The organism is Rhodopirellula sp. UBA1907 (genome assembly GCF_002337565.1).
Taxonomy (GTDB): Bacteria; Planctomycetota; Planctomycetia; order Pirellulales; family Pirellulaceae; genus Rhodopirellula; species Rhodopirellula europaea.
Genome location: NZ_DDGH01000094.1, coordinates 169,379 through 191,341 on the forward strand (window position 1 = coordinate 169,379; position 21,963 = coordinate 191,341).

Sequence of the window (21,963 nt, forward strand, 5' to 3'; positions counted from 1 at the left end):
TGAACCACAACGGCGGGCCCGGCCACTCGCGGTTCAATCGCATTGGAAGGTCCGGGTCCGTCGATTCCATCGAACGACTTCGATGGCACCATGCCGACTGATCCCTTCGCGGGTTGAGCCTTGGCGGCTGCTGAATCGCCGCTCGATGCCGGGAAACTCAATTGTTTCGGCGACTGCATCGTCTCAGGCAGACTCATCGCTGGTGCGGCCAACGTCGGCGCAGCCATCTTGGGTTCGTCCGCTTGAACGGCCACGGTGGCGAGACAAGAAGACGTCGACAAGCTTGTTGCAATCAACAAAGCGGCCAAACGTTGGCGTTTTTCTGACACAGTCAATTTTCTTCCGCGGTCGGTGACATCACGTTGGGTTCTTCCCGAGGTGCAGTCGCAGCAATCAAGCATTCTGCAACGGCACGACGGGTCTTAACGTGTGTATCGGTTATTCCGAACGAAAGGTTGACTGGAATGTGGTCGATGGATCCGGAGCCGGCCTCCGCCGGGTGGCAAGGATCGTCAGTCCGGCCAGGGTCAACGAGATGCCGAGCACCAACAGCTTGGTCACGGGTTCGTCAAAGACGAGCACACCGGCAACGCTCGCCATCGCGACTTGAGACGCATTGATCAGGTGCACGGCCACGACCGGAAGAACTTTCAATGCCGTCGAAATCGCGACGAATGCGGTGAAATTGAAGATCCCGGCCAGAATCATAGACTGCCACATCGCCGGTGGGATATCCGCGATCGGCGACCATCCCGTTCTCACGGCGACGATACCGGCTAGCGCCAACGTGCCTGAAACACCGCTGATCCACATCGCCATCGACGCCAACATCCCGCGTTTCATCGTGAAACGCATCGTCGTGCTGAAAACGGCGTAGGCCAATCCGGACGACACCGCGCACAAAGCGCCAACGATCGGCGAGTGCAGCCAGTCCACCGGTTCCTCCGAGACTTCCGCCGACGATGAACTCCACTCGACTGGTTCGACTCCGCGAGACTGAGACAACACGATCACGGCGATGATCAGCGTGGCAATCGAAACAAGCGTCCGAGCACGAACCGGTTCCCTCAGCAGAATCCGGCCCAAAATCGCACTGCCGATCAACAACGATCCCAGCGTGATCGGCACCGACGCAGCCAAACCGATGCTGCCAAGAGCCACCTGGAAAGCGCCGTTGCCAATGACTTGCCCGATCAGGCAAATTGGAATGAAGATCGGAATCCATTGGCGACTGGTCGCAATCGGTCGTCCGCTGGCTTTGACCGCCGCCAAATAGGGCGTCAGAACCAACACGGTCGGAGCCGCTTTGAAGGTCGAAACAATGAACGGGTCCACCGAGATCGCATTGCGGAGCGAGATGTTCGCCAGCGTGTACAACACCGCCGAGGCAATTCCCGCCACGATGCCAAAGCCAATTCCGGGCGAAATCATTCCGCTGCCGAGTCGTTCCCACCACACAACCGCCGCCGTGTCCACATCCTCGACGGCAAAGTCGTTCTGATCGATCGAAGAATCAGAACTCATGGGGCATCCGAACGAAGAAGATAGAAAGAGACAGTTAGCGACAGTTCAATTCACGTATTCAGTCCAACAAACAACCCGAAGACGATGGCACGCGAAACGCACGACCGCGAAGACTTACTGTTGGAGGGCGTCAATTTGCCCGAGCGAGCTCGGCTGCTGCACCGGGCGAGCGGCCGAGAATGGGTGGTCGGCTGGCGAACCGGCGGTGGACCGGCTTTCTACGATGGCCCCGACCGGGTCTACCAATTCAACGCAGACAATCAACTGCGACGAGTCTACCTGGATGGCTCAAAATTGGCAGCGGAGGGTGGAAGGCTGTGCGAGCTCCGGCGTCCAGAGCCGACCAATCCCGATGGATCCGCCGGTGATCGAACGCAGAAAGTCAAACTGGTGTGGCAGCCGATTGACTCAGCGATCCAGCGAAACGTTTTGGAGCAATGGGCTGAAACGCGGCAACAATTGCTCACCGCCTTGAAGCTGTTTCGTGAAAGAGATCTTCCAAACGTCACGATCGCGGCGACAGCTCCAGACGGCTCAAACTCTACCCTATCCACCCAGACTTCCATCTATATCTGGGAATCAGTGGGGATCGACGCGCTCGAGATGCTCGATCGGACCAGTGGGTGGTTGGTATCTATCACTGACAATCCCGAAATCGCCGCCCAGCCCAACGCGTAGCGACATTCATTCCTCCCATCTTTTCCAAATCCACACAATTGGACGCTTGCAATGGTGTAGGCTTGAAAGAATAATACCAGCCGATGGCAGAAACCTTTCGCCTTGCAAGAAATCTTGCAAATGAGCAACGGACCTGCCGGGTAGATTCTTCGCTACAGCGCCCCAATCCCCACAGCGCCCCACTCAGTGACCACCGACGAACGTCGAGATCGATTGCGTGATTTGGTCAAAGACCGCGGATTCGCGGCTTTGGGCGAACTGGCGTCGCAATTGTCGGTCAGCGAATCGACGATCCGTCGCGATTTGGAAATGCTGGAAGAAGCCGGTTTGGCGCGTCGCACCCACGGCGGCGTCTACTGGACGGGCGATTCCGACACGATCAGCGTATTCGAATCCCGAAACGACGATTTCTGGGCCGCGAAACAATCGATCGGCCGAGCCGCGTCGGAATTGATCGCCGACCACGACACCATTTTGCTGGATGGCGGCAGCACGGTTTACGAATTGGCTCGCCTGATCATCCATCGGCCGCTGCAAGTCGTGACGAATTCGCTGCCGGTCGCGCATTTGCTTTCCACCAGCGATTCAATCGACTTGGTCATGATCGGAGGCTGCGTTCGCGGTCGCACCTCGGTCACGATCGGTCCTCTGGCCGATTCGCAATTGGCAAACATCCACGTCACCACCGCGTTCTTGTCGGTCGCCGGCGTCTCGCCTCGCGGATTTTTCAACAGCGACATGATGCTGGTGGAAAGCGAAAAGGCGATGCTCGCTTCGGCCGAACGAGGCATCGTGTTGGCCGACCACAGCAAGTTCGGAAAAACCAGTTTGAGCCGAATTTGCGAATTGCAACAGATTGACACGGTTGTCACGGACGACGGGCTGGATTCTGACGCGAAAGCGTGGCTGGAATCCGCCGGTGTCCAACTACGCTTGGCCCAGTCCCCGTTGACTCAGTCATCGCAGGCCCAGTCGCCGCACAAATCATCGACGCCGGCTCCGGCCGCGTCCCCATCGAACTCCTCCCCCACCCATTCCTTGAACAACGCGAATCTCTCATGAGCTTGGCTGTCGATCGTTCACGCATTGAATCCCTCGTTCGCAACGCGATCCGTCAATCGGGCATGGCACCGCCAGCCCCGTCGGTCGCTTCCGCCGGACAACAACCTCTGGGTTGGGTCGATGGCAAACCGAACTTGCGTGTCAGCATTTCCGCTCGCCACTGCCACCTGACTGACGAGCATGTTGAAATCTTGTTCGGTCGCGGCAGCGTTTTGGAACCTGACAAAGACCTCTACCAAGATGGCTTCTACGCAGCCAAGCAAACCGTGATGGTCGTCGGACCTCGCAAACGAATGCTCCCCAGCGTTCGCGTGCTCGGACCAACCCGTGGAGCCAGCCAAGTCGAACTGGCACTGACCGATTCGATCTCACTGGGCATCAACGCACCGGTTCGCCACAGCGGCAAAATCGACGGCACGCCCGGGTGCGTGTTGGTCGGCCCCGCCGGCAGCGTTCAACTCGAACAAGGCGTCATCCGCGCCGCTCGCCACGTGCACATGAACTTCGCCGACGCGGAGTACTACGGTGTTTCCAATGGCGACATGATGCAACTTTCCGTTCGCAGCCCCGACTGCAGCGTTTCGTTCGAAGACGTTTTGGTTCGTGCCGACAAAGCCGCCAAGTTGGAAGTTCACATCGACACGGACGAAGGCAACGCTTGCAACCTGGATGCAGCCACCAGCGTTGAACTGAAAAAGTCCGGCTGTGCTTGCCAGCACTGATCGACTCACTCAAACCGTTCGCCGGTGCCAGTTCGGTCCGGTGATTGAAACTGTTGGCAAATCGCCAACTCTCACTCTCTCACGTTTTCCCCTTTCCTTTTTAGGTATCTCAAAAGATGGCCAAAATCAGTGAAGCCCTCGGCATGATCGAAACCAAAGGTTTCGTTTCAGCAGTGGAGGCAACCGACGCAATGATGAAAGCCGCCAACGTTCAGTTCCTTGGTTGGGACAAGATTGGTGCTGGCTTGGCAACCGTGTTCGTCACCGGCGATGTCGCCGCTGTCAAAGCAGCCACCGATGCGGGTGCCGCAGCCGCTGGTCGCGTCGGCGAAGTCGTCAGCGTTCAAGTGATCCCACGCCCACACGGCGACTTGGAAAAGATCCTGAAGCTGCCTTCATCCAGCAAAAAGTGATCGAGCGACAGCAGCGTCTGTCACCCCGATTGTCTCCCACCTCACCAAAACAACTTTTAGAGAATCTCAAATGAACGATGCCATTGGTTTGATTGAAACGAAGGGCCTCTTGCCGTTGGTCGAAGCCACCGACGCCATGGCCAAAGCCGCCAACGTCGCTGTTGTCAAACGCGTCGACCTCGGTGGTGGCATGGTCACGACCGTCGTCAGCGGTGACGTCGGAAGCGTCCGCGCAGCCGTCGAAGCCGGTGCCGCCGCAGCCGCTCAAGTCGGCGAATTGGTCAGCAGCCACGTGATCGCTCGTCCAGCCGAAGGCTTGATGAACGCTTACTTCAATTAATCGCCGCCGTGTGATCCGGTTGCGACGTTCACAACCTGTTCACACACGCTGCGTGAAACCTCTTTCACAAGGACCGTGATTCGATGTTGATCCTCGTTGCCAATCTGGGCTCGACCAGTTTCAAGTACAAGCTGCTGGACATGTCCGGTGACTATGAATCTGCGAATGCCTCCCCCGACTCTCGCGTGCTCGCTCGTGGGGCCGTCGATCGCATTGGCGAACCCGTCAGTCAATGCGAAGTGATTGTGACGCGATCGCATCAAGGCGAAACGTTTCGCGAAGAAACGCAGATGCCCGTGCCGGATCATGGCGTTGCTGTTCAAGCCTGCTTGGACCAACTGACCCATCCTGAGAATGGATGTTTGAAAGAGGCCAATGAAGTTGCCGCGATCGGTTTCAAAGCCGTTCACGGTGGACGCAAAAGTGGCACCTTCGTCGTCGATGACGAAGTGCTTGAAGCGATGGACGAAATGAGTGCCGCCGCCCCGGCGCACAACCCACCGTACATCGCTGCGATGAAACTGTTACGTCAACGTTTTCCGGAGCTACCGTTGGTCGCCGCGTTTGAAACCGAATTTCACGACACGATTTCGCCGGAGCGTCGCACCTACGCGATCCCTGCGGAATGGACGCGTGAGATGCAAATTCAAAAGTGGGGATTCCACGGTTCCAGCCACCGCTTCATTGCCGAACGTGCCGCAGAAGTATTGGGTCGCGACGATGCCAAGATCATCTCGTGTCACTTGGGCGGAAGCAGTTCGCTAACCGCGATCGATTCTGGCAAGAGCATCATGACCACGATGGGCATGACACCTCAAACCGGCGTCCCGCAAAACAACCGCGTGGGCGATTTCGACGCTTTCGCGATCCCGTTGATCATGCAACGAACCAGCCAATCGCTGGAAGAAGTCCTGCAAACACTGGCCAGCCAAGGTGGACTGAAAGGTCTCTCCGGCGGCATGGCTGATTTGCGAGACATCGAGTCGGCCGCCTCCGATGGCAACGCCGACGCGAAATTAGCGCTCGGTGTTTACACCGAAGAGATTCGCCGACACCTCGGCGGAATGATGGTCGCTCTGGGTCGCTTGGATGCGATCGTGTTCACCGGAGGAATTGGTGAAAACAGCGACGTGGTCCGGGCCGCCGTTTGTTCAGGCCTGGAAGGTTTTGGCATCGAACTGGATGCCTCCAAGAATGACGGCATGCGTGGTGAAGGAAGCCTGCACACCGAGTCCAGCAGAACTCAGATTCTGGTTTTGCCCACCAACGAAGAATGGATCGTGGCCAAGCGAAGCCTTCGTGCTCTCGCCGCCCAGTAGCACTGTAGGCCAGGTTCCACCTGGCAAATGAATTCCAAGGCAGGTTCCACCTGGCGTCGATCTCCCCAAACACATCACCTCAACCCACCACTCCCATGTTTCTAGCCCGCGTCACCGGATCGGTCGTTTGCACCCAAAAGGTTGCATCCATGACCGGTCACAAGCTGTTGATTGTCGAGCCTTACCGGCTCGATGAGAAAACGCGTGCAAAGCTTTCTTCAACGGGACGCACTTTCATCGCGGTCGACACGTTGGGCGCTGGTGAAGGTGAGTTGGTGCTGGTGTGCCAAGGCAGCAGCGCTCGACTGACCCCCGAAACCAAAACACTTCCCATCGACGCGGTCGTCATCGGCTTGGTCGATTCCGTTCACGTGGATGCCAAAGAGGTGAAAGTCGGCACCTGACACGTGCCATCGCTTTCCTGCTCCACTCCATCACCCCTCATTCATCTCTCATCATGCAACTCGACGAAAACACCATTCGCAGCGTGGTCGCACAAGTGCTCGCGGAAGTCGGCCCGATGCCCAGTTTGTCGGACTCGGCGAACGCCTTCGAAGGCAGCCACGGCATCTTCGGCAACGCTTCCGATGCGGTCACCGCGGCTCGTCGTGCGTTCGAACAACTTCGCGAACGTCCGATGGAAGATCGCAAACGCGTGATCGATATCATTCGCAAGATCAGCATTGAGAACTGCGAAGAACTCGGCCTGATGGAAATGCGGGAAACCGGCATCGGTCGGCCCGAACACAAAATCGAAAAACTGCGAGCCCTCGGCGAACTGTCGCCTGGCACCGAGTTCCTGCAAACCAAAGCCTTCTCCGGCGACCACGGTCTCGCGATCATCGAACGAGCCCCGTTTGGCGTCATCGCGGCGATCACGCCTGTCACGCACAGCTTGCCAACCATCACCGGGAACGCCGTCAGCATGATCGCCGGTGGAAACGCCGTCGTCGTCAACCCTCACCCATCCGGTCGTTTAGTTGCCGTCGAAGGTGTCCGTCGCTTCAACGAAGAAATCGCTCGCGAAGTCGGCATCGACAACTTGATCTGCGTGATCGCTGAACCAACGCTCGAAAGTGCTGCGGAACTGTTCGGTCACCGCGACGTCGCATTGATCTGTGTCACCGGCGGTCCCGCCGTGGGACGTGCAGCACTGAACAGTGGCAAACGAGCCATTGTGGCTGGCCCAGGCAACCCGCCCGTCGTCGTCGACGAAACCGCCGACCTCGACAACGCGGCTCGCTGCATCATCCAAGGCGGTGCGTACGACAACAACTTGTTGTGCATCGCTGAAAAAGAAGTCTTCGTCGTTGATTCAGTCTTCGATGACATGATGGCCGCCATGCGACGTGCGGGAGCCGTTCAGCTTGACCAATCCCAAATCGCAAAGCTGACTTCCGTCGCGATCACTCAAGTCGGTGACGACAACCACGACGCCGCAGCAAAAGACTACATCGGCAAAGACGCCGCGGTGCTGGCCGCCGCCGCTGGTGTGAAGGTTCCCGAATCGTGCGAGTTGGTCTTTGGCGAAACCGACGAACATCACCCGTTCGTCAGCGTTGAACAAATGATGCCGTTCATCCCGTTCGTCCGAGCGCGTGACGTGGACCACGCGATCGCGATGGCCAAGCACTACGAACACGGCTTCCGTCACACCGCGATCATTCACTCCCGCAACGTTCACAACATGACCAAGATGGGCAAGGAGTTGGACACAACCCTGTACGTCAAAAACGGTCCTTGCATGGCATCGTTGGGACTGGGCGGCGAAGGCTACCTGTCGTTCTCCATCGCAGGCCCAACCGGCGAAGGCGTCACGACACCTGACACGTTCACCCGCGAACGACGCTGCAGCATGATCGACGAATTGCGAGTGGTCTGAGCATGCAACCCGCACGCGTCATCGGTCACACCCGCGCGACCGTCAAACACGAATCATTGCAAGGCCAACGTCTCGTTCTCGTTCAACCCACCGGCGTGAACGAGAAACCGGACGGAGCCCCCTTGCTCGTGTTGGATGAACTCGGGTGCCGAGTCGGTGACCGCGTGATGCTAACCAGCGAAACCGGCCCCATCCGCGAGATGACCGGTTTCGAAACCTGCCCCGCTCGCTGGAGCGTCCAAGGACTGATCGACGAACCGACAAAGATGAAGAAATCCAAGAAGAAGTGAAGTGGCATAGGCTTCCAGCCTGTGAGTCAAACACCAACCCAACAACCGAATCCCAGCGAATCCGGCTACCAATCCAAACCAATGACCTCTCCCGCAACCCAATCCGCAACGCCCAACAGCGTCGACGTCGCGTCGATCGTTGAGCAGGTGTTGTGCCGGTTGCGAGACCAAACCGACACCAGCGTTTCGCCGTCCAAACCAACGCCGAACGATGAAACCGTTCACGTCCTGAACGACAAAGTCATCAGCGTCGACGTCATTCAGGGCATCCCCGCGGGGATCACCCAGGTTCAGTTGTCCGGAGGCATCGTGACCCCCGCCGCTCGTGACGAAATGCGAGCACGCGGAATCACACTGGCTGGATCGAAGTCCACGCACGCCGCTTCAGCCAAACCGGCGAGCAACTCCGGTAAACGCTTCATCCAACTGCACACCGACATATCCTCCAAATCCATTCGCGACGCGCTGGCTCGTCAGCTTTCGCTTCGCGGCGTTGATCATTGCCCGCGAGCCCACCGCTCCGTGATTGTGACCGACCGTCCTGCCGCGACCTTGTTCGATCGCATTCAATCGGGTTCGCGAGCGGTCTTGATCACTCGGCTCGAAGACATCCCGCGATTCGCATCAGAAATTAACGCCGACACATTTGTGCTCGACATGCAGCGATTCAACCTCGTCGCTCTCGTCAACGCTGCGAACACCATTGCTCAATTGCCGAAGCCGACCGCTTCCACGCCACAGGAGACATCTCGATGAAGATCGCTCGTGTGATAGGAACCGTGACGCTTTCGCGAATGCATCCGTCCATGCAGGGCTACAAACTTCGCTGCGTCGAAGTCGTGGAGTCCGCGGACCAAATCCAGGTCAACCAAGACGACGTGAAACCAATCGGTGGTGACACCATCGTCGCGTGGGATTTGGTTGGCAGTGGACAGGGGGACTGGGTCGCTTTGGCCGAAGGGCCTGAATCCGCTGCTCCCTTTCGCCCCGATGTCAAACCAACCGACGCTTCCATCGTCGCCATCCTGGACCACTGCGAGGTGCAAACCTCGTGATCAACAAAACTCAATTCGGAACGCTCACCCCGTTCCGATTCATCTCCCATCTCTCGACTTCCCTTTCCTGACTTGGACCACTTGTCATGCAAAACATCCATAAGATCAAACAAGACATGTGCGACATCGGTCGCCGCATCTACAACCGTCAATTCGCGGCGGCCAACGACGGCAACATCACCGTCCGCGTCAGCGAAAACGAAGTCCTCTGCACACCGACGATGCACTGCAAAGGCTATTTGACGCCGGACGACATCTCGATGATCGACATGACCGGCAAACAAATCGCCGGCCGCAAGAAACGCAGCAGCGAAGCGTTGTTGCACTTGGAAATCTACAAGCAACGTGCTGACATCAAGTCCGTCGTTCACTGCCACCCACCGCACGCAACCGCGTTTGCGATCGCTCGCGAGCCCATTCCACAGTGCATCTTGCCCGAGGTCGAAGTCTTCCTCGGCGACGTGCCGATCACCAAGTACGAAACACCTGGCGGACAAGCCTTCGCCGACACGATCATTCCCTTCGTTGAAAAAACGAACGTCATGATTTTGGCCAACCACGGCACCGTTTCGTACGGTGAATCGGTGGAACGAGCTTACTGGTGGACCGAGATCCTTGATTCGTACTGCCGCATGTTGTTGCTCGCCAAACAATTGGGCAACGTGTCGTACTTGGACGAAACCAAGTCGCGTGAATTGCTGGAACTGAAGGACAAATGGGGCTTCAAAGACCCACGCAACACTTCCGAGTACGAAGATTGTGATATCTGCGCCAACGACATTTTCCGCGAATCGTGGAAGGACTCGGGCGTCGAGCGTCGTGCCTTCGCACCACCGCCACCGATCAAGACTTCCGGTTCGGCATCGGCTGCACCTGCTGGTGTGGACGAAGAGCAGCTCGTGAAGCTGATCACCAACGAAGTCATGCGTCAGATGAAAGCATCGAGCTAGCTCACGAGGTAGCCGGATTCGCCAGAATTCGGATGTGGCATAGGCTTCTAGCCTGTGGTTGCGCACTCACAGGCTGGAAGCCTATGCCACATTGCCCTGACGTTCCCACACAAACCATCCCCCACATCCAACTCAACTGATCCCATGAAAGTTTCCATCATTGGTGCCGGCGGCCTCGTCGGATCTTGTGCCGCTTACGCGTTGCAGTGCGGCGGCTTGGCTCGCGAAATCGCGTTGCTCGACGTCAACGTTGAAACCGCCGTGGGTCACGCGTTGGATTTGCAACACGGTTCGCCAAGCACCGCGGATCAAACGATTGTGGGTGGTGGCTACGAGCACATTCCTGACAGCGACATCATCTGCATCACCGCGGGTCTGCGTCGCAAACCGGACGAGTCACGTTTGGACTTGATCAACCGCAACACCGACTTGTTCGTCCAAATCCTTCGCGATGTGAAGGCCGCCGGGCCGAAGCAATCTGCGATCGTGCTGGTCGTCAGCAACCCCGTCGACATCCTGACGTACGTCGCCGCAGGCATGCTTGGATTGCCAACCAAGCAAGTCATCGGATTGGGAACGCAGCTCGACACCATCCGATTCTGCTCGTTGATTGCAGAAGAACTCAAGGCACCACCAACGCAAACGAAAGCGTTGATCTTGGGCGAACACGGCGACACGATGGTTCCCATCTGGAGCAGCGCAGCGATCGGCAGCTTGCCACTCGAAAAATTCCCAGGCTGGACCCCAGCTCTCGCGAATCAGTTGTTCACCCGGACTCGTGGCAGTGGTGCAGAAGTCATCAAACGCAAGGGCGGAGCGGGCTTCGCCGTCGGCATTGCCATCCGCGATGTGATCGACGCCGTGATCCTCGACCGCAAGTGCTTGCTGCCCGTCAGCAGCGTGCAATCGGGCTGTTACGGCATCCACGATGTGGCACTCAGCGTCCCCACCGTGGTTGGCCGCACCGGAGTCGTCGACCAACTCGAGATCGACCTCTGGCCCAAGGAAGTCCAAGGCCTCCGAGCCAGCGGCGCCGCCCTCCGCAAAACACTCGACACCGTCCTGCCACGGATCAAGTAGCAAGATTCACCAGAATTCGGAGGTCCACTCGCTCGAGCATCTGAATTCTGGCGAGCCCAGCTACCAAGATGCCGTTGGCTCCAAGAGGCTGGCAGTCGGCCTATCATTCTTTGATTTTGGCCGTTGGCCAAACCGTTCGATGTTGATTCGAGCTCCAGGGGCGATGCCCCTGGCTTCGATGAAACTGGCCGTTGGCCAGTCTTTCATGTCGGCCTGTCATCCTTGGCCAAAGGCCAAACTCAACATAGCCAGCGGGCAACGCCCCTGGTCTTGCCACACGCCAACCGCGCGCTTTGGCCAACGGCCAAATTCATCCTCATCACTCCCAAACATATCGCTCATCAAACGCGATCCCATATCGTTTGAGGAAGTCGCGGTACTCCTCTTGGAACGTTGTTGCTCGGTGATGCGATTGCTGGTTCTCGATGTATTCAACGACGCTCTCACGATGCGTCGGAGAAACGGAGAAGATCCCGTATCCGCGCTGCCAATAAAATTTGTCCAGATTGGGACGTAGCGTCTTCACAAACTTGGACGTCTCACGTTTGACTTTTTCAACGAAATCTTTTGCTGGATGAATCCGGCCCATATCAAATAGAACGTGAACATGATCGTCGACGCCGCCCACGACCACGAACGGCGCCCCCATTTCGCGTAGAACAGATGCCAGGTAGGCGTGAACGCGGTCTCGGATGTCGTCTTTTAAGAACGGGAACCGGTCTTTGGTGCTGAAGATCAAGTGAACATAGAGTTGAGACAATGACTGTGGCATTGGATGTCGTCTCCCCGTTCGGTTGAATTTGGCCGTTGGCCAAACCCTTCGACGTTGGTTCGAGTCCCAGGGGCGATGCCCCTGGCTTCGTTGAAACTGGCCGTTGGCCAGAGTGGCCGACAACCGACATTCAGCTTAGACGATCAAGACGCCGGGGTGTTCCGAGAGGCAATTGTGGCGTCTGACATCGCATGCGAGGCGGCCCGGTTGATCTTGGCCGTTGGCCAAACCGATCGATGTCGGTCCGAGTACCAGGGGCGTTGGCCCTGGCTTCGATGAAACTGGCCGTTGGCCAGTCAACCGCATTGGCCAAAGGCCAAACTCAACATAGCCAGCGGGCAACGCCCCTGGTCTTGCAACGTGCCACCCGCACGTTTTGGCCAACGGCCAAATTCATCCGACTCACTGCCCCAGACGAGCTATTCGTCGAATGCCGAGGGCGGCCCCGTCCGGGGCGGTTGTGCATGCATGGCTCCGGAGGAGTCCGCGTTCTTAGCTCGGGGTGTCAGCCCCGAGAACCTTTCCCCAAAGAATTTGTCCATCCGCCCCGGACGGGGCCGTCGATTTGGAACACTGGGGCTTGCGGCGTATCGCCCCATTCTCCGACTCCCTCATCGCTCACGGCATCAATCGATGAAACGCCAAACCACTCAGCAACTTGGGGTAGAAGTAGGTGCTTTTGGCGGGCATGCGTTCGTGGTTCAGGCTGATCTGCTCAACATCCGACACCGTGGCGGGCATGACGAGCGCCGCGAAGGTGTATTCGCCGTCACCTTCTGATTCCGCGGGGTCGGTCTCGCCTTTCAAACCGGCCAACACATCGTTCACCTCGTGGACATAGGTTGGCTTGGGATGATTTGTCTCTCCCAAGCAATCTTCCAACACCAACTTGTGCAACAAGCTGACGCCCAGCGATCGCCAGGTCGCACTTTGGTTGCCGGCGAGCTCCGACATGCGAATCAGCGCCGTCTCATTCGCATTGATCATCACCCACGTCTCATCCTCCGCGGCATACAACGCCATCAAACTTTGACGATTCGCCAACTGGATTCGTGTCCAAGCATCAGGTGCCGCAGACATGCCACCGCTGAGCGTTTCGCAATCGAAACGATCGCCAAGTCGTTCGATCAACTCATCTGAGCGCAGCGGACGAATGCCGCGAATCAATCGGTGTGTTGGCAGCACGACCAATCCTGGATCGTTCATGCCCACCAACATCGTCATCACAAAGTTCACCGGATGATCCGGGGCGATACCGCCGGCCTGCTCCGCGACGAAGTCTCGGTAGTCACATGCCGTTTCGTATCGATGGTGTCCGTCGGCAACGTACATCGGTTTGTCCGCCAACAATTGACTGGCCTTCGTGATGGCTTCAGAATCCGTGATCGGCCAAACGGTGTGAACCACGCCTGCATCGTCGGTGGCTTCAATCGGTGTGACATTGGCCCTGGCAGTTTCCAAGCATTCAATGACCGCGTTGTCATTGTCGGGATACAAGCCAAAGATTGGGCTGTTGTTCTGCTCCGTCGCCTTCAGCAGTTTCAGACGATCCACCTTCGCCTTGGGATGCGTTTCCTCGTGCGGATGGATGCTGCCTTTCCCAAAGGGCTCCAAGCGAACTCGCCCCATGAACCCGCGCCGGGTCACCGTCTCGGGTTTGCCACCGTCACCCGAAATCTCAAAGGTTTGGTGATAGAGATAGAACGCCGGTTCGTCGTCCTGCTTCAGCACACCTTCGCTGATCCACTGTTTAACGAAACCGGCTGCCCGCGAGTACGTCTCGCCAACCTCATCACCAGGTTCCTCGCGATTCAAGATCACGCGAATCACATTGGATGGGTGCCGCTTGTAGAGCACGTCTTGATAGTCTTCGTCGATGACGTCATACGGCGGAGCGACAACTTCGGGCAACGACCGAATGTGATCCAGGTTGTAACGCAACGCGGCAAACGGTGTGACTTCTGGCATAACAAGCTCCGATGCAGAACAACGTTTCAAAGTCCAAGTCGATTTGCAAACATCCGTGGCATGAGCCTCACACCAACGAACGCGAGATCACATCAACAAACCAGCCGTTTCTGGCAAACCGAACATCACGTTCATGTTTTGCACGGCCGCGCCGCTGGCACCCTTGGTCAGGTTATCGATCGCACAAACGATGACAGCACGTTTGCCCGAGGGACGAACCGAAATCTGAACGTGGTTGGTCCCGGCGACATACTTCGTCGCGGGCAAGTGATCGACCACGTGGACGCAAGGTTGGTCCGAGTAAGTATCTCGCAACAAACTCATCATCGAACGAACGGCTTCCTCCACCGAACCAGCTTTGCCCGCCGGCTTCACATAGATCGTCGACAGAATGCCACGATCCATCGGAGTCAGGTGAGGTGTGAACATCACTTCGATCGGAGCCCCCGCGATCCGTTCGACCAGGTCCGCGATCTCGGGTGCGTGACGGTGCGTTCCGACCGCGTAGGCGGAGATCGATTCGTTGGTCTCGCAGTAAAGCGTTCCCAGCTTAGGTGAACGGCCCGCACCTGACACGCCCGATTTGCTGTCGACAATGATGTCGTCGGTTTCGATCAATCCCGCTTTCACCAGTGGAGCAAGCGGCATGATCGCAGACGTGGGATAGCACCCTGGATTGGCAACGATGTCGGCAGTGCGAATTTCATCGGCAAAGAACTCGGGCATGCCGTAGACGACGTTACCAATCCGTTCCGGCCATGGATGCTTAACGCCGTACCAATGCTCGTACGTCTCAAGGCTCGACAGCCGGAAATCGGCACTGAAGTCGATCACCCGCATTCCAGCGTCGGCCAATTGCTTGACGCTTTCTGCGGAGGCTCCGTGGGGCAAGCAGCACATCGCAACGTCGGCCGATTTGGCGATCACGTCCGCGTCGAGCGGTTGCAGCGCCACGTCACAGCGTCCAGCCAGCATCGGATGAATTTCCGACAGCGGTTTGCCCTCGTCTTGGCGACTGGTCGCGACGACCAAATCCGCACTGGGGTGGGTGAGCAACAATCGGGCGACTTCGAGTGCGGTGTAACCGGTCGATCCAACGAGAGCGACGCGGAGATTGGATGATGACATGGTGCAACTAAGAAGGCTTCAACTCGGAACGGGTTCACTCAAGCGGTGAACGATCTCGCACCGATGTTGTCGCTTTTTCCGGCGTCATCGACAACCATGTGACTACATCGGAAAAGTTGGTCGGCCGAGCCGCGCGAAGAACAGGAGCCCAAACGCAGACAGCTAACAGCCCGAAATCAGCGTCAGCCCATTGTCGTGCGAAGCCCCGACAGGTCGTCAGTCGCTTTTGCCGCCCAGGGTCGGGAAGACCAAGCGTCCCGCGAATTGGCGAGCGATTTCCAGCACCGATGCCAAGTCATCCTTTTCGAAATAGCCAGCGACGTTTTTATCGTATGCCAATGCAATGTCGCGTTTGTGGCGAGAAGTCGTCACAACGAACACAGCCAGCCGTTTCAACGATTCGTCCCGGCGAACCTCAGCTAAGAATTCGTGCCCGTTGAGTCCAGGCATGTTCAGGTCGAGAAACGCCAGAACGCCAATATCGTCGTTTTCGTCGACCATGTTACGCAGCTTTTCCAAAGCTTCGCCGCCATCGCTGGCATGGACTAATTCGCAATCGACTTGGTTCCGTTTCACCGCGCGTCGAAACGCCTCGGCGTCGACCGCATCGTCCTCGATCAAAAGGAACGTCGGACGCTTCACGTCGTCTTGGTTCGAACTGTCGACAGGAGACGGTTTCATGTGGGCACGTTTGCAATGGGGTCTTCAGCGAGTTCGCCGTTGGGTGACGTCTTCACCGTTTCGATCTGTACCGGCCAAGTGAACCAAAATGTGGTTCCCTCTCCCGGTGACGACTGGATTCCTATTTCTCCGCCGTAATGTTCCACATGTTTCTTGGCTATCGCAAGTCCCATGCCGCTTCCTTCGGAAACTTCTGGAGCGACACGCTGATACATTTGGAATACTTTTTCGTGAAACCGGGGCTCGATCCCGATACCGTTATCGCTGACTTCCCACCTGTACCAATTCGCTTCCTGGACGCATCGCACGTTCACGCGGCCTTCCGACCCCTTGTCATTGTACTTGATTGCGTTGGTGATCAGATTCAGCAAGACCTGTTTCAGGGGCGTCCGAACCGTGGAACATGTTGGAAGCGATTCCCACGAAACTTGGCAGTCTTCCGAATTATCCGCCATCTCTACGATTCCCGAAACCACTTCACTGCAGTCCACTACTTCAGGACGAGCATCCACCCGACCGACTCGTGAATAATTGAGCAGGTCATCGAGCAAGCATTCCATGTTGCGGACGCGAGATTGCATGTGAGCCAGGTGCGTCTGCGACGTTTCGGGCAAGATATCTTCACAATCCTCCTGGACCCAACTCGCCAGGTGCTGGATGCCTCGCAGTGGTGATTTCAAATCGTGAGACGCGATGTAAGCGAAGTTATCAAGCTCTCTATTGGATTCAACGAGAGCATCGGCCTTCTTCGCCAACTCCTGGCTCAGCGTTTCGGAACGAATCAGCAACTGAGTCGTTTCCTGATTCTTATCGCTAAAGACTCGGGCTGCGTTGACCATTTCCGCAATTTCGTCCGTGCGTCCGATTTCACCGCTGATTGCCATCGTCTCACCAGCCGCCAAACGCCGGAACATCTCCGTCAAACGACCGATCGGTCCGACGACTGCCATCGAGAGACTCGTCGCGAGAAAGATTGCCAATAGAACCGCTCCGATGGCCGCTCCCACCGCCGCGTACTGCGATTGTCGAAATGATGTTTCACGGTTTCGCTGGTTCAAGGTCTTCTGTTCTTGGACGTACTCCTTCAGCTGAGACGAACGATAGCTGAACTCAGATATCTCACCGGCCATCACAACATTGGAATACACCATGTACCCACGGGTTGCTTGAAACGCCCGCGTCCCGACTCGTCGAAACTCATTCAAACTCGCGAGCAACTCTTCCATCATCAGCTGGATGTCGGCCTGCTGATTATCAGGATTTTCTTTGAGTTCCTCGCAAATCGATATCGCTTTCTCAAGACGCTGACTGGCGAGATCGAAACTCGCCGACTTCGGGTGATTGAAGTACTCCAGCAAAGATCGATGCGCCGAAACATACGCACCGCGGGCATTCCCGTGTTGATGAATCTGCGTCTCCTTTTCGACGGGAGACATCATCCATTGCCCTCGCAAGGCGTTGAACGCTTCGCGAACACGCTCCGCCTTCTCTGGCAACTCGATTTGTACTAACCGAGATCGAAGGTCACGTTCCTCAGCGGCCAATTTCATTTGGTCGCTCAATACTTTCAGGTGGCCTTCCATCTGATCCAACGTTTCCTGGATCGCTGGCGTTTCACCTTTGGCACGTTCGATCTCCTCCGCCAACTGATCCTGCAAACTGAGTGCGGCTCGATACTGAGCCGAGGCTCCAGTCAAAAGATATCGCTCGCTGCGAGACTTCAGTTCCTGAACCTTTCGCTCGATCGATTCAATGGCGACCGATGTGTTCTCCGCACGCTGGTACTCGGCAAAGCTCTTGAGCAAAGCCAATTGCCCGGTGATACCAAACCATGCAACCAAGACGCACAGTAACACGAAGCACGCGCTGGCGAGATAAATGCGTTGCCGAAGCGTCCGCCCTACCAGACGAGAGATCAAGGTGCTCATCCTGCCAAGAACTCGTTCCAATGTTGAAGGCTGGCTTCGTACGACTTCATCACTGTGTTCCAAACCGCAACGTTGCTGAACCGCTTGACATAGGAACCGCCATCTCGACGCTGCCCCTGTTTAACGACCACCTGACCAGTCGTGCCCAGCAAGTCTGTCGCGGCGGGTTTGCCCTGATACCAGTAGTCCCATTCGGCTTCGCTGAGCTCCTCCCGCGAGCGTTGCGGGTTGGAGATGTAGTAGCCCTGGCGAGCAATGAATGCTCCGGGCCATCCCGACAACCACCAATTCATGTATTCATACGCCGCGTCCTTGACCGTACCAACCGTTTTGGATGACAAGCACATCACGCCGTGCCAAGCTCGATAGCCTTCCTTGGGAGATGCGTAAACGCAATCGATCCCGCGGCCTTTCAAATCGAACACCGCTGGTGAAAACATGCTTTCAATGACAGCCTCGCCGCTGCTCATCAAATCAACCGATGCAGGGACGCTGCTCCAGACACCGCGAAAATGACCTTCGTGACGGTAGTGTTCTAAGATCTTGAACAGCGTTTCCAAGTCGGCTTCGCTCAGATTGCCGATGTCTTCAAATTCGGCCAGCCCCTTCGCCTGAACGGCCAAAGCCAAATCGAACAGGCCGATGGTCGGTTCATTGACGATCGCGACTCGCCCAGCCCAACGCTCATCGAGCAACCAAGCCCACGATTCGGTCTCGAACGGGACCCCACGCGGAACGATCGATGCGTCATAGCCAAACGAGTCCACGTTGTGCACATAGGGCAAGAACGTCACGTTGTCCGTCGGCATACCGCCCAAAGTTCCGTCTGGCTGAATGAAAAGTAACTTGTTTGGTGCATCACCGGCGCCAAGCTTGGCCTGGGGAGTCAAACGCCCTTCGCGGGTCAGCGGGTTGATTTCATCCCAGTAACGAATTCGCTTTCGATCAATCGGCTGAATAGCGTTTGCCTGCCAAAGCACGCGGATGCTATTGGACCATTGCTCATAAAGATCGAACGTCTCTGGACGTGTCGAAGCTCGGTGCAGAACCTCCGCACTTCCGCCCGGCGAAAACTCCAGCCGAATTCCCAAATCCGCCTCCGCGCGAACTCGCAGATCTTCCTGCAAGGTCACATGGGTCCCCAGGACACGCACAACCGGTTTTTCCGAGTTGTGAATGGCCGGCGCCGCAAACACGTCCGAACTGGCAACGGCGGCTGCGGAAGCCAAACTAGCGCCAATCATTTCGCGGCGATTGATTCTCATGGCGAACATTGATGAAAGTGGTTGCATTGAACGGAAACAAAACTCCGCTCTCCGCCGGGCCGTTTGAACAGAAATCAAATATACGGCGCAAAAAAAAACGGGCGTCTGAAGCAGATCAAACGCCCGTCCCACATGTCAATGTTCAATGCGAATGCCGCTCGATATGAGCAGCCTTTCGCGACGTCTTTGAACCCCCGTCGTGCCCGTGAAGGGCCGACAAGCGTTCACAACAAAAACAATCGATTCCAACCGAGCAACCGGATGCCGAAGCACCCGATTTACCCAAGTTGAAATTTCTTTGGACTATTCGGAGTCCGAAGTTGGGATCAACGGTCCAGCCGATCCCAAACCGCCCTTCAAATCGCCTTCGTCCATCGGAGTCGGCATGCCCGACTCGGCGGCTTCGGCTGCGGCGGCGGTCTTCTCTTGCTCTTCGCTCCAGTCGACTCGTTTGAGTGACAGACCGATTTTGCGTTCGTCGGTGTCCACGCGAAGCACTTTGACTTCGATCGGATCGCCAACCTTGACCACTTCTTCCGGATCTTCGACTTTGTGCTCGGCCAATTCGCTGATGTGCAGCAAACCTTCCAAACCGTCTTCGAGTCCGATGAAGACACCGAAGTTGGTGATCTTCGTGACCTCACCCTTGACCAATTGGCCGGGCTGATACTTGTCTGGAATGTCGCCATCCCACGGGTCGTTGTCGAGTTGCTTCAGACCCAAAGCGATCCGGCGACGTTGTTCGTCGACGCTGAGGATACGGCATTCGATCTCTTGGCCCTTCTCCAGCACTTCGCTCGGGTGAGCGATCTTGCGGGTCCAGGACATGTCGCTGACGTGCAACAGACCGTCGATCCCTTCTTCCAACTCGATGAAGGCACCGTAGTTGGTGAGGTTGCGAACCTTGCCCTTGACGTCTTTGCCTTCGGGGTAACGTTCGAGGACTTCGTCCCATGGGTTTTTCAGCGTTTGCTTCATACCCAGCGACAATTGCTGACCTTCTGGATCGACACCCAAGATCATGACATCGATCTTGTCGCCGATGTTGACCAATTCGCTTGGGTGATTGACCCGTTTGGTCCAGCTCATTTCGCTGATGTGAACCAGACCTTCGATGCCTGGTTCCAGCTTCACGAACGCACCGTAGCTCATCACGTTGACGACTTCGCCAGGATGAACCGATTCGACCGGGTACTTGGTCTCGATGTTTTCCCAAGGGTTGCGGTCTTTTTGCTTCAGACCCAAAGCAATTTTTTGCTTTTCGCGGTCGATGTGCAGAACCTTGACTTCGATCTCTTGGTCGATCGAAAGCATTTCGGTTGGGTGACCGATTCGTTCCCAAGCCATGTCGGTGATGTGCAACAAACCGTCGATGCCGCCGAGGTCGACGAACGCACCGAAGTCGGCGATGTTCTTGACAATACCTTTGCGGATTTGGCCGACTTCCAGCTCTTGCATCAAGTAAGCGCGATCTTCTTCACGCTGACGTTCGATCAAGCTGCGGCGGCTGATGACGATGTTGCGACGGGTGTCGTCGATCTTGAGCACTTCGGCTTGGACAACACGACCGATGAAGTCGCCGATGTCGCCGGGACGACGAATGTCGACTTGCGAACCAGGTAGAAAGACGTTGACGCCGATGTCGACGAGCAAGCCACCTTTGATTTTGCGAATGACGGTACCGGTGACCACTTGGCCCTCGGCAACCGTTTCCATCATCGCTTCCCATTCGATGATCTTCTCGGCTTTTCGCTTGGACAGCGAGATCATGCCATAAGGATCGTCGGCTGCACCGAGCTCATCCTCCATCTCTTCGATCAGAACTTTGACCGTGTCGCCGATCTTCGGCTGGTCCTCTTCGGGACCCCACTCATCCAGTCCGACCGTGCCTTCACTTTTGAAGCCGACGTCGACGAGAGCCCACTCGTCGTTCAGTTCAACAATTCGTCCGTCGACGATTTTGCCGGAGTTGTAATCTTGCTGCTCAGCAGCAATCGCGTCGAGAAGCCATTCTTCGGCTTCGTCCTCCGGGGCAAGCAGCGCCAAATCGCCGAGGATGTCGTCGTCTTCGAGGGAGCGGATGAGGTTGCGGTTAACCATAAAAACGTTACCGATGGTGAAATCGTATCGATCGGGCTCCGGCAAATGACCCGTCGATCCGTCACCTGGGTTGGTGGTGTGGATTGTAAAACTACAGCCGGAGGGGGGCGTCCCCGCGGACTCGCCGCGGCGCCTAGCCGAGAAGCCTACCAAAGTCGGAAATTCGTCACAATGCGTTTGTTGGTCTGGACACCCCGCCGGCGATTGTTTTACAGGCGACGAACGTGAGGCATGACACGTGATCTGAGACCCGTGGACGGATCGCAGCCACCTGGACACCGAAATCCTCGGTCCATCGGCGGCGATCCTTCACCGACACCAACCACCCAATTGAGATATGAACCTGAATTTTTTCGACTGGCTACGAGACGGCGTTCGCCAATCCGTCATCCTGGGCGTGAGCGACGCGGTCGAGCAAATCGGCACTCCTGACGAGTCGTCCGAAATCAACCCGCAAGTCGCGGCGTTGCTGCAAGAACCGACGACGGGCAAACAAGCCCTGCCGGCCAAGAAGGGCACCCGCTCGACCGGCCGAAAAGCCGCCCCGCGAAAACGCTTGGGCAAGTCGCTGCAGGAATTGAATCCGCCGGCGAAGTGATCTCGCCCGAGAGACCAACTCCGCTGCCGAAACAACGCACGCTGGCCTCACCAAGGCCGGCGAAGCCAAATCGTCGGGACGCAGAGCCTGACCGGCACGCTCAATAGGGCCACAAAGCGAGCGCTCCACGTCGACTCACGTGGTGGCGCCTTTTTGGCCAAATCGGGTTAGAATCAGAATTGAACGTTCACTTCCCTGCCGAACGATC

General features: G+C 56.9%; 22 protein-coding genes and 1 pseudogene. 14 read left to right on the top strand and 9 right to left on the bottom strand.

The window, feature by feature from the left end:
* Nucleotides 1-329 (bottom strand): annotated as a pseudogene (locus B2R17_RS22240) (GTPase-activating protein); the annotation flags it as partial.
* Between the two features lie 109 nt (nucleotides 330-438).
* On the bottom strand, nucleotides 439-1,524 hold the full coding sequence (locus tag B2R17_RS22245) for a DMT family transporter (RefSeq protein WP_286765724.1): 1,086 nt from the start codon (nucleotides 1,522-1,524) through the stop codon (nucleotides 439-441).
* Between the two features lie 84 nt (nucleotides 1,525-1,608).
* On the opposite strand from B2R17_RS22245, the gene B2R17_RS22250 reads away from it, so the two are divergent.
* The 13 genes from B2R17_RS22250 (at nucleotide 1,609) to B2R17_RS22310 (ending at nucleotide 11,315) form a co-directional block, all read left to right on the top strand.
* A complete protein-coding gene (locus B2R17_RS22250; RefSeq protein ID WP_286765725.1) occupies nucleotides 1,609-2,202 on the top strand; it encodes a hypothetical protein in 594 nt (197 codons plus the stop codon).
* A 186-nt stretch (nucleotides 2,203-2,388) separates the two neighbouring features.
* Nucleotides 2,389-3,264, top strand: coding sequence for a DeoR/GlpR family DNA-binding transcription regulator (locus B2R17_RS22255; protein WP_286765726.1), 876 nt, complete (start codon nucleotides 2,389-2,391; stop codon nucleotides 3,262-3,264).
* Nucleotides 3,261-3,986 (top strand): phosphate propanoyltransferase, encoded by a 726-nt coding sequence (gene pduL / locus B2R17_RS22260; protein WP_286765727.1) that lies wholly within the window; start codon nucleotides 3,261-3,263, stop codon nucleotides 3,984-3,986. Before B2R17_RS22255 ends, pduL begins: the two co-directional genes overlap by 4 nt.
* Nucleotides 3,987-4,102: 116 nt before the next feature.
* Nucleotides 4,103-4,399, top strand: a complete 297-nt coding sequence (locus tag B2R17_RS22265) for a BMC domain-containing protein (RefSeq protein WP_008655717.1) — start codon at nucleotides 4,103-4,105, stop codon at nucleotides 4,397-4,399.
* 70 nt (nucleotides 4,400-4,469) lie between these two features.
* Nucleotides 4,470-4,739 (top strand): BMC domain-containing protein, encoded by a 270-nt coding sequence (locus tag B2R17_RS22270; protein WP_007324357.1) that lies wholly within the window; start codon nucleotides 4,470-4,472, stop codon nucleotides 4,737-4,739.
* An 83-nt stretch (nucleotides 4,740-4,822) separates the two neighbouring features.
* A complete protein-coding gene (locus tag B2R17_RS22275) occupies nucleotides 4,823-6,058 on the top strand; it encodes an acetate/propionate family kinase (RefSeq protein ID WP_286765728.1) in 1,236 nt (411 codons plus the stop codon).
* A 95-nt stretch (nucleotides 6,059-6,153) separates the two neighbouring features.
* Nucleotides 6,154-6,462, top strand: a complete 309-nt coding sequence (locus tag B2R17_RS22280; protein WP_286765729.1) for a EutN/CcmL family microcompartment protein — start codon at nucleotides 6,154-6,156, stop codon at nucleotides 6,460-6,462.
* 53 nt (nucleotides 6,463-6,515) lie between these two features.
* Nucleotides 6,516-7,940: an aldehyde dehydrogenase family protein gene (locus tag B2R17_RS22285; RefSeq protein WP_286765730.1), complete on the top strand. Its 1,425-nt coding sequence runs from the start codon at nucleotides 6,516-6,518 to the stop codon at nucleotides 7,938-7,940.
* Nucleotides 7,941-7,942: 2 nt separating this feature from the next.
* Nucleotides 7,943-8,230 carry a EutN/CcmL family microcompartment protein gene (locus tag B2R17_RS22290; protein WP_286765731.1) on the top strand — a complete coding sequence of 96 codons (288 nt, stop codon included), beginning with the start codon at nucleotides 7,943-7,945 and terminating at the stop codon, nucleotides 8,228-8,230.
* Nucleotides 8,231-8,311: 81 nt separating this feature from the next.
* Nucleotides 8,312-8,986 (top strand): hypothetical protein, encoded by a 675-nt coding sequence (locus B2R17_RS22295; protein ID WP_286765732.1) that lies wholly within the window; start codon nucleotides 8,312-8,314, stop codon nucleotides 8,984-8,986.
* Nucleotides 8,983-9,285: a EutN/CcmL family microcompartment protein gene (locus tag B2R17_RS22300; protein ID WP_008670096.1), complete on the top strand. Its 303-nt coding sequence runs from the start codon at nucleotides 8,983-8,985 to the stop codon at nucleotides 9,283-9,285. Before B2R17_RS22295 ends, B2R17_RS22300 begins: the two co-directional genes overlap by 4 nt.
* A gap of 86 nt (nucleotides 9,286-9,371) precedes the next feature.
* Nucleotides 9,372-10,235, top strand: a complete 864-nt coding sequence (locus B2R17_RS22305) for a class II aldolase/adducin family protein (protein WP_008655705.1) — start codon at nucleotides 9,372-9,374, stop codon at nucleotides 10,233-10,235.
* Between the two features lie 144 nt (nucleotides 10,236-10,379).
* The gene (locus B2R17_RS22310) at nucleotides 10,380-11,315 is read left to right on the top strand and encodes a lactate/malate dehydrogenase family protein (protein ID WP_008655704.1); all 936 of its coding nucleotides are present in this window, start codon (nucleotides 10,380-10,382) and stop codon (nucleotides 11,313-11,315) included.
* 319 nt (nucleotides 11,316-11,634) lie between these two features.
* Here B2R17_RS22310 and tnpA read toward each other — a convergent pair whose 3' ends face one another.
* From tnpA to B2R17_RS22345, 7 genes are all read right to left on the bottom strand, one after another.
* The gene (tnpA, locus tag B2R17_RS22315; protein ID WP_008655702.1) at nucleotides 11,635-12,087 is read right to left on the bottom strand and encodes an IS200/IS605 family transposase; all 453 of its coding nucleotides are present in this window, start codon (nucleotides 12,085-12,087) and stop codon (nucleotides 11,635-11,637) included.
* 618 nt (nucleotides 12,088-12,705) lie between these two features.
* Nucleotides 12,706-14,055 (bottom strand): DUF1015 domain-containing protein, encoded by a 1,350-nt coding sequence (locus tag B2R17_RS22320; RefSeq protein ID WP_286765733.1) that lies wholly within the window; start codon nucleotides 14,053-14,055, stop codon nucleotides 12,706-12,708.
* Between the two features lie 87 nt (nucleotides 14,056-14,142).
* Nucleotides 14,143-15,183 (bottom strand): N-acetyl-gamma-glutamyl-phosphate reductase, encoded by a 1,041-nt coding sequence (gene argC, locus B2R17_RS22325; protein WP_286765734.1) that lies wholly within the window; start codon nucleotides 15,181-15,183, stop codon nucleotides 14,143-14,145.
* Nucleotides 15,184-15,399: 216 nt separating this feature from the next.
* On the bottom strand, nucleotides 15,400-15,864 hold the full coding sequence (locus tag B2R17_RS22330; RefSeq protein ID WP_007333573.1) for a response regulator: 465 nt from the start codon (nucleotides 15,862-15,864) through the stop codon (nucleotides 15,400-15,402).
* The gene (locus B2R17_RS22335; protein ID WP_286765735.1) at nucleotides 15,861-17,792 is read right to left on the bottom strand and encodes a sensor histidine kinase; all 1,932 of its coding nucleotides are present in this window, start codon (nucleotides 17,790-17,792) and stop codon (nucleotides 15,861-15,863) included. The genes B2R17_RS22330 and B2R17_RS22335 overlap by 4 nt, the downstream gene beginning before the upstream one ends.
* Nucleotides 17,789-19,057 carry an ABC transporter substrate-binding protein gene (locus B2R17_RS22340; RefSeq protein ID WP_039961663.1) on the bottom strand — a complete coding sequence of 423 codons (1,269 nt, stop codon included), beginning with the start codon at nucleotides 19,055-19,057 and terminating at the stop codon, nucleotides 17,789-17,791. Before B2R17_RS22340 ends, B2R17_RS22335 begins: the two co-directional genes overlap by 4 nt.
* Before the next feature lie 303 nt (nucleotides 19,058-19,360).
* Nucleotides 19,361-21,157 (bottom strand): 30S ribosomal protein S1, encoded by a 1,797-nt coding sequence (locus tag B2R17_RS22345; RefSeq protein ID WP_007324371.1) that lies wholly within the window; start codon nucleotides 21,155-21,157, stop codon nucleotides 19,361-19,363.
* Between the two features lie 337 nt (nucleotides 21,158-21,494).
* Between B2R17_RS22345 and B2R17_RS22350 the strand changes: the two genes are divergently transcribed.
* Nucleotides 21,495-21,755, top strand: a complete 261-nt coding sequence (locus B2R17_RS22350) for a hypothetical protein (RefSeq protein ID WP_008655679.1) — start codon at nucleotides 21,495-21,497, stop codon at nucleotides 21,753-21,755.
* Nucleotides 21,756-21,963 lie beyond the last annotated feature (208 nt).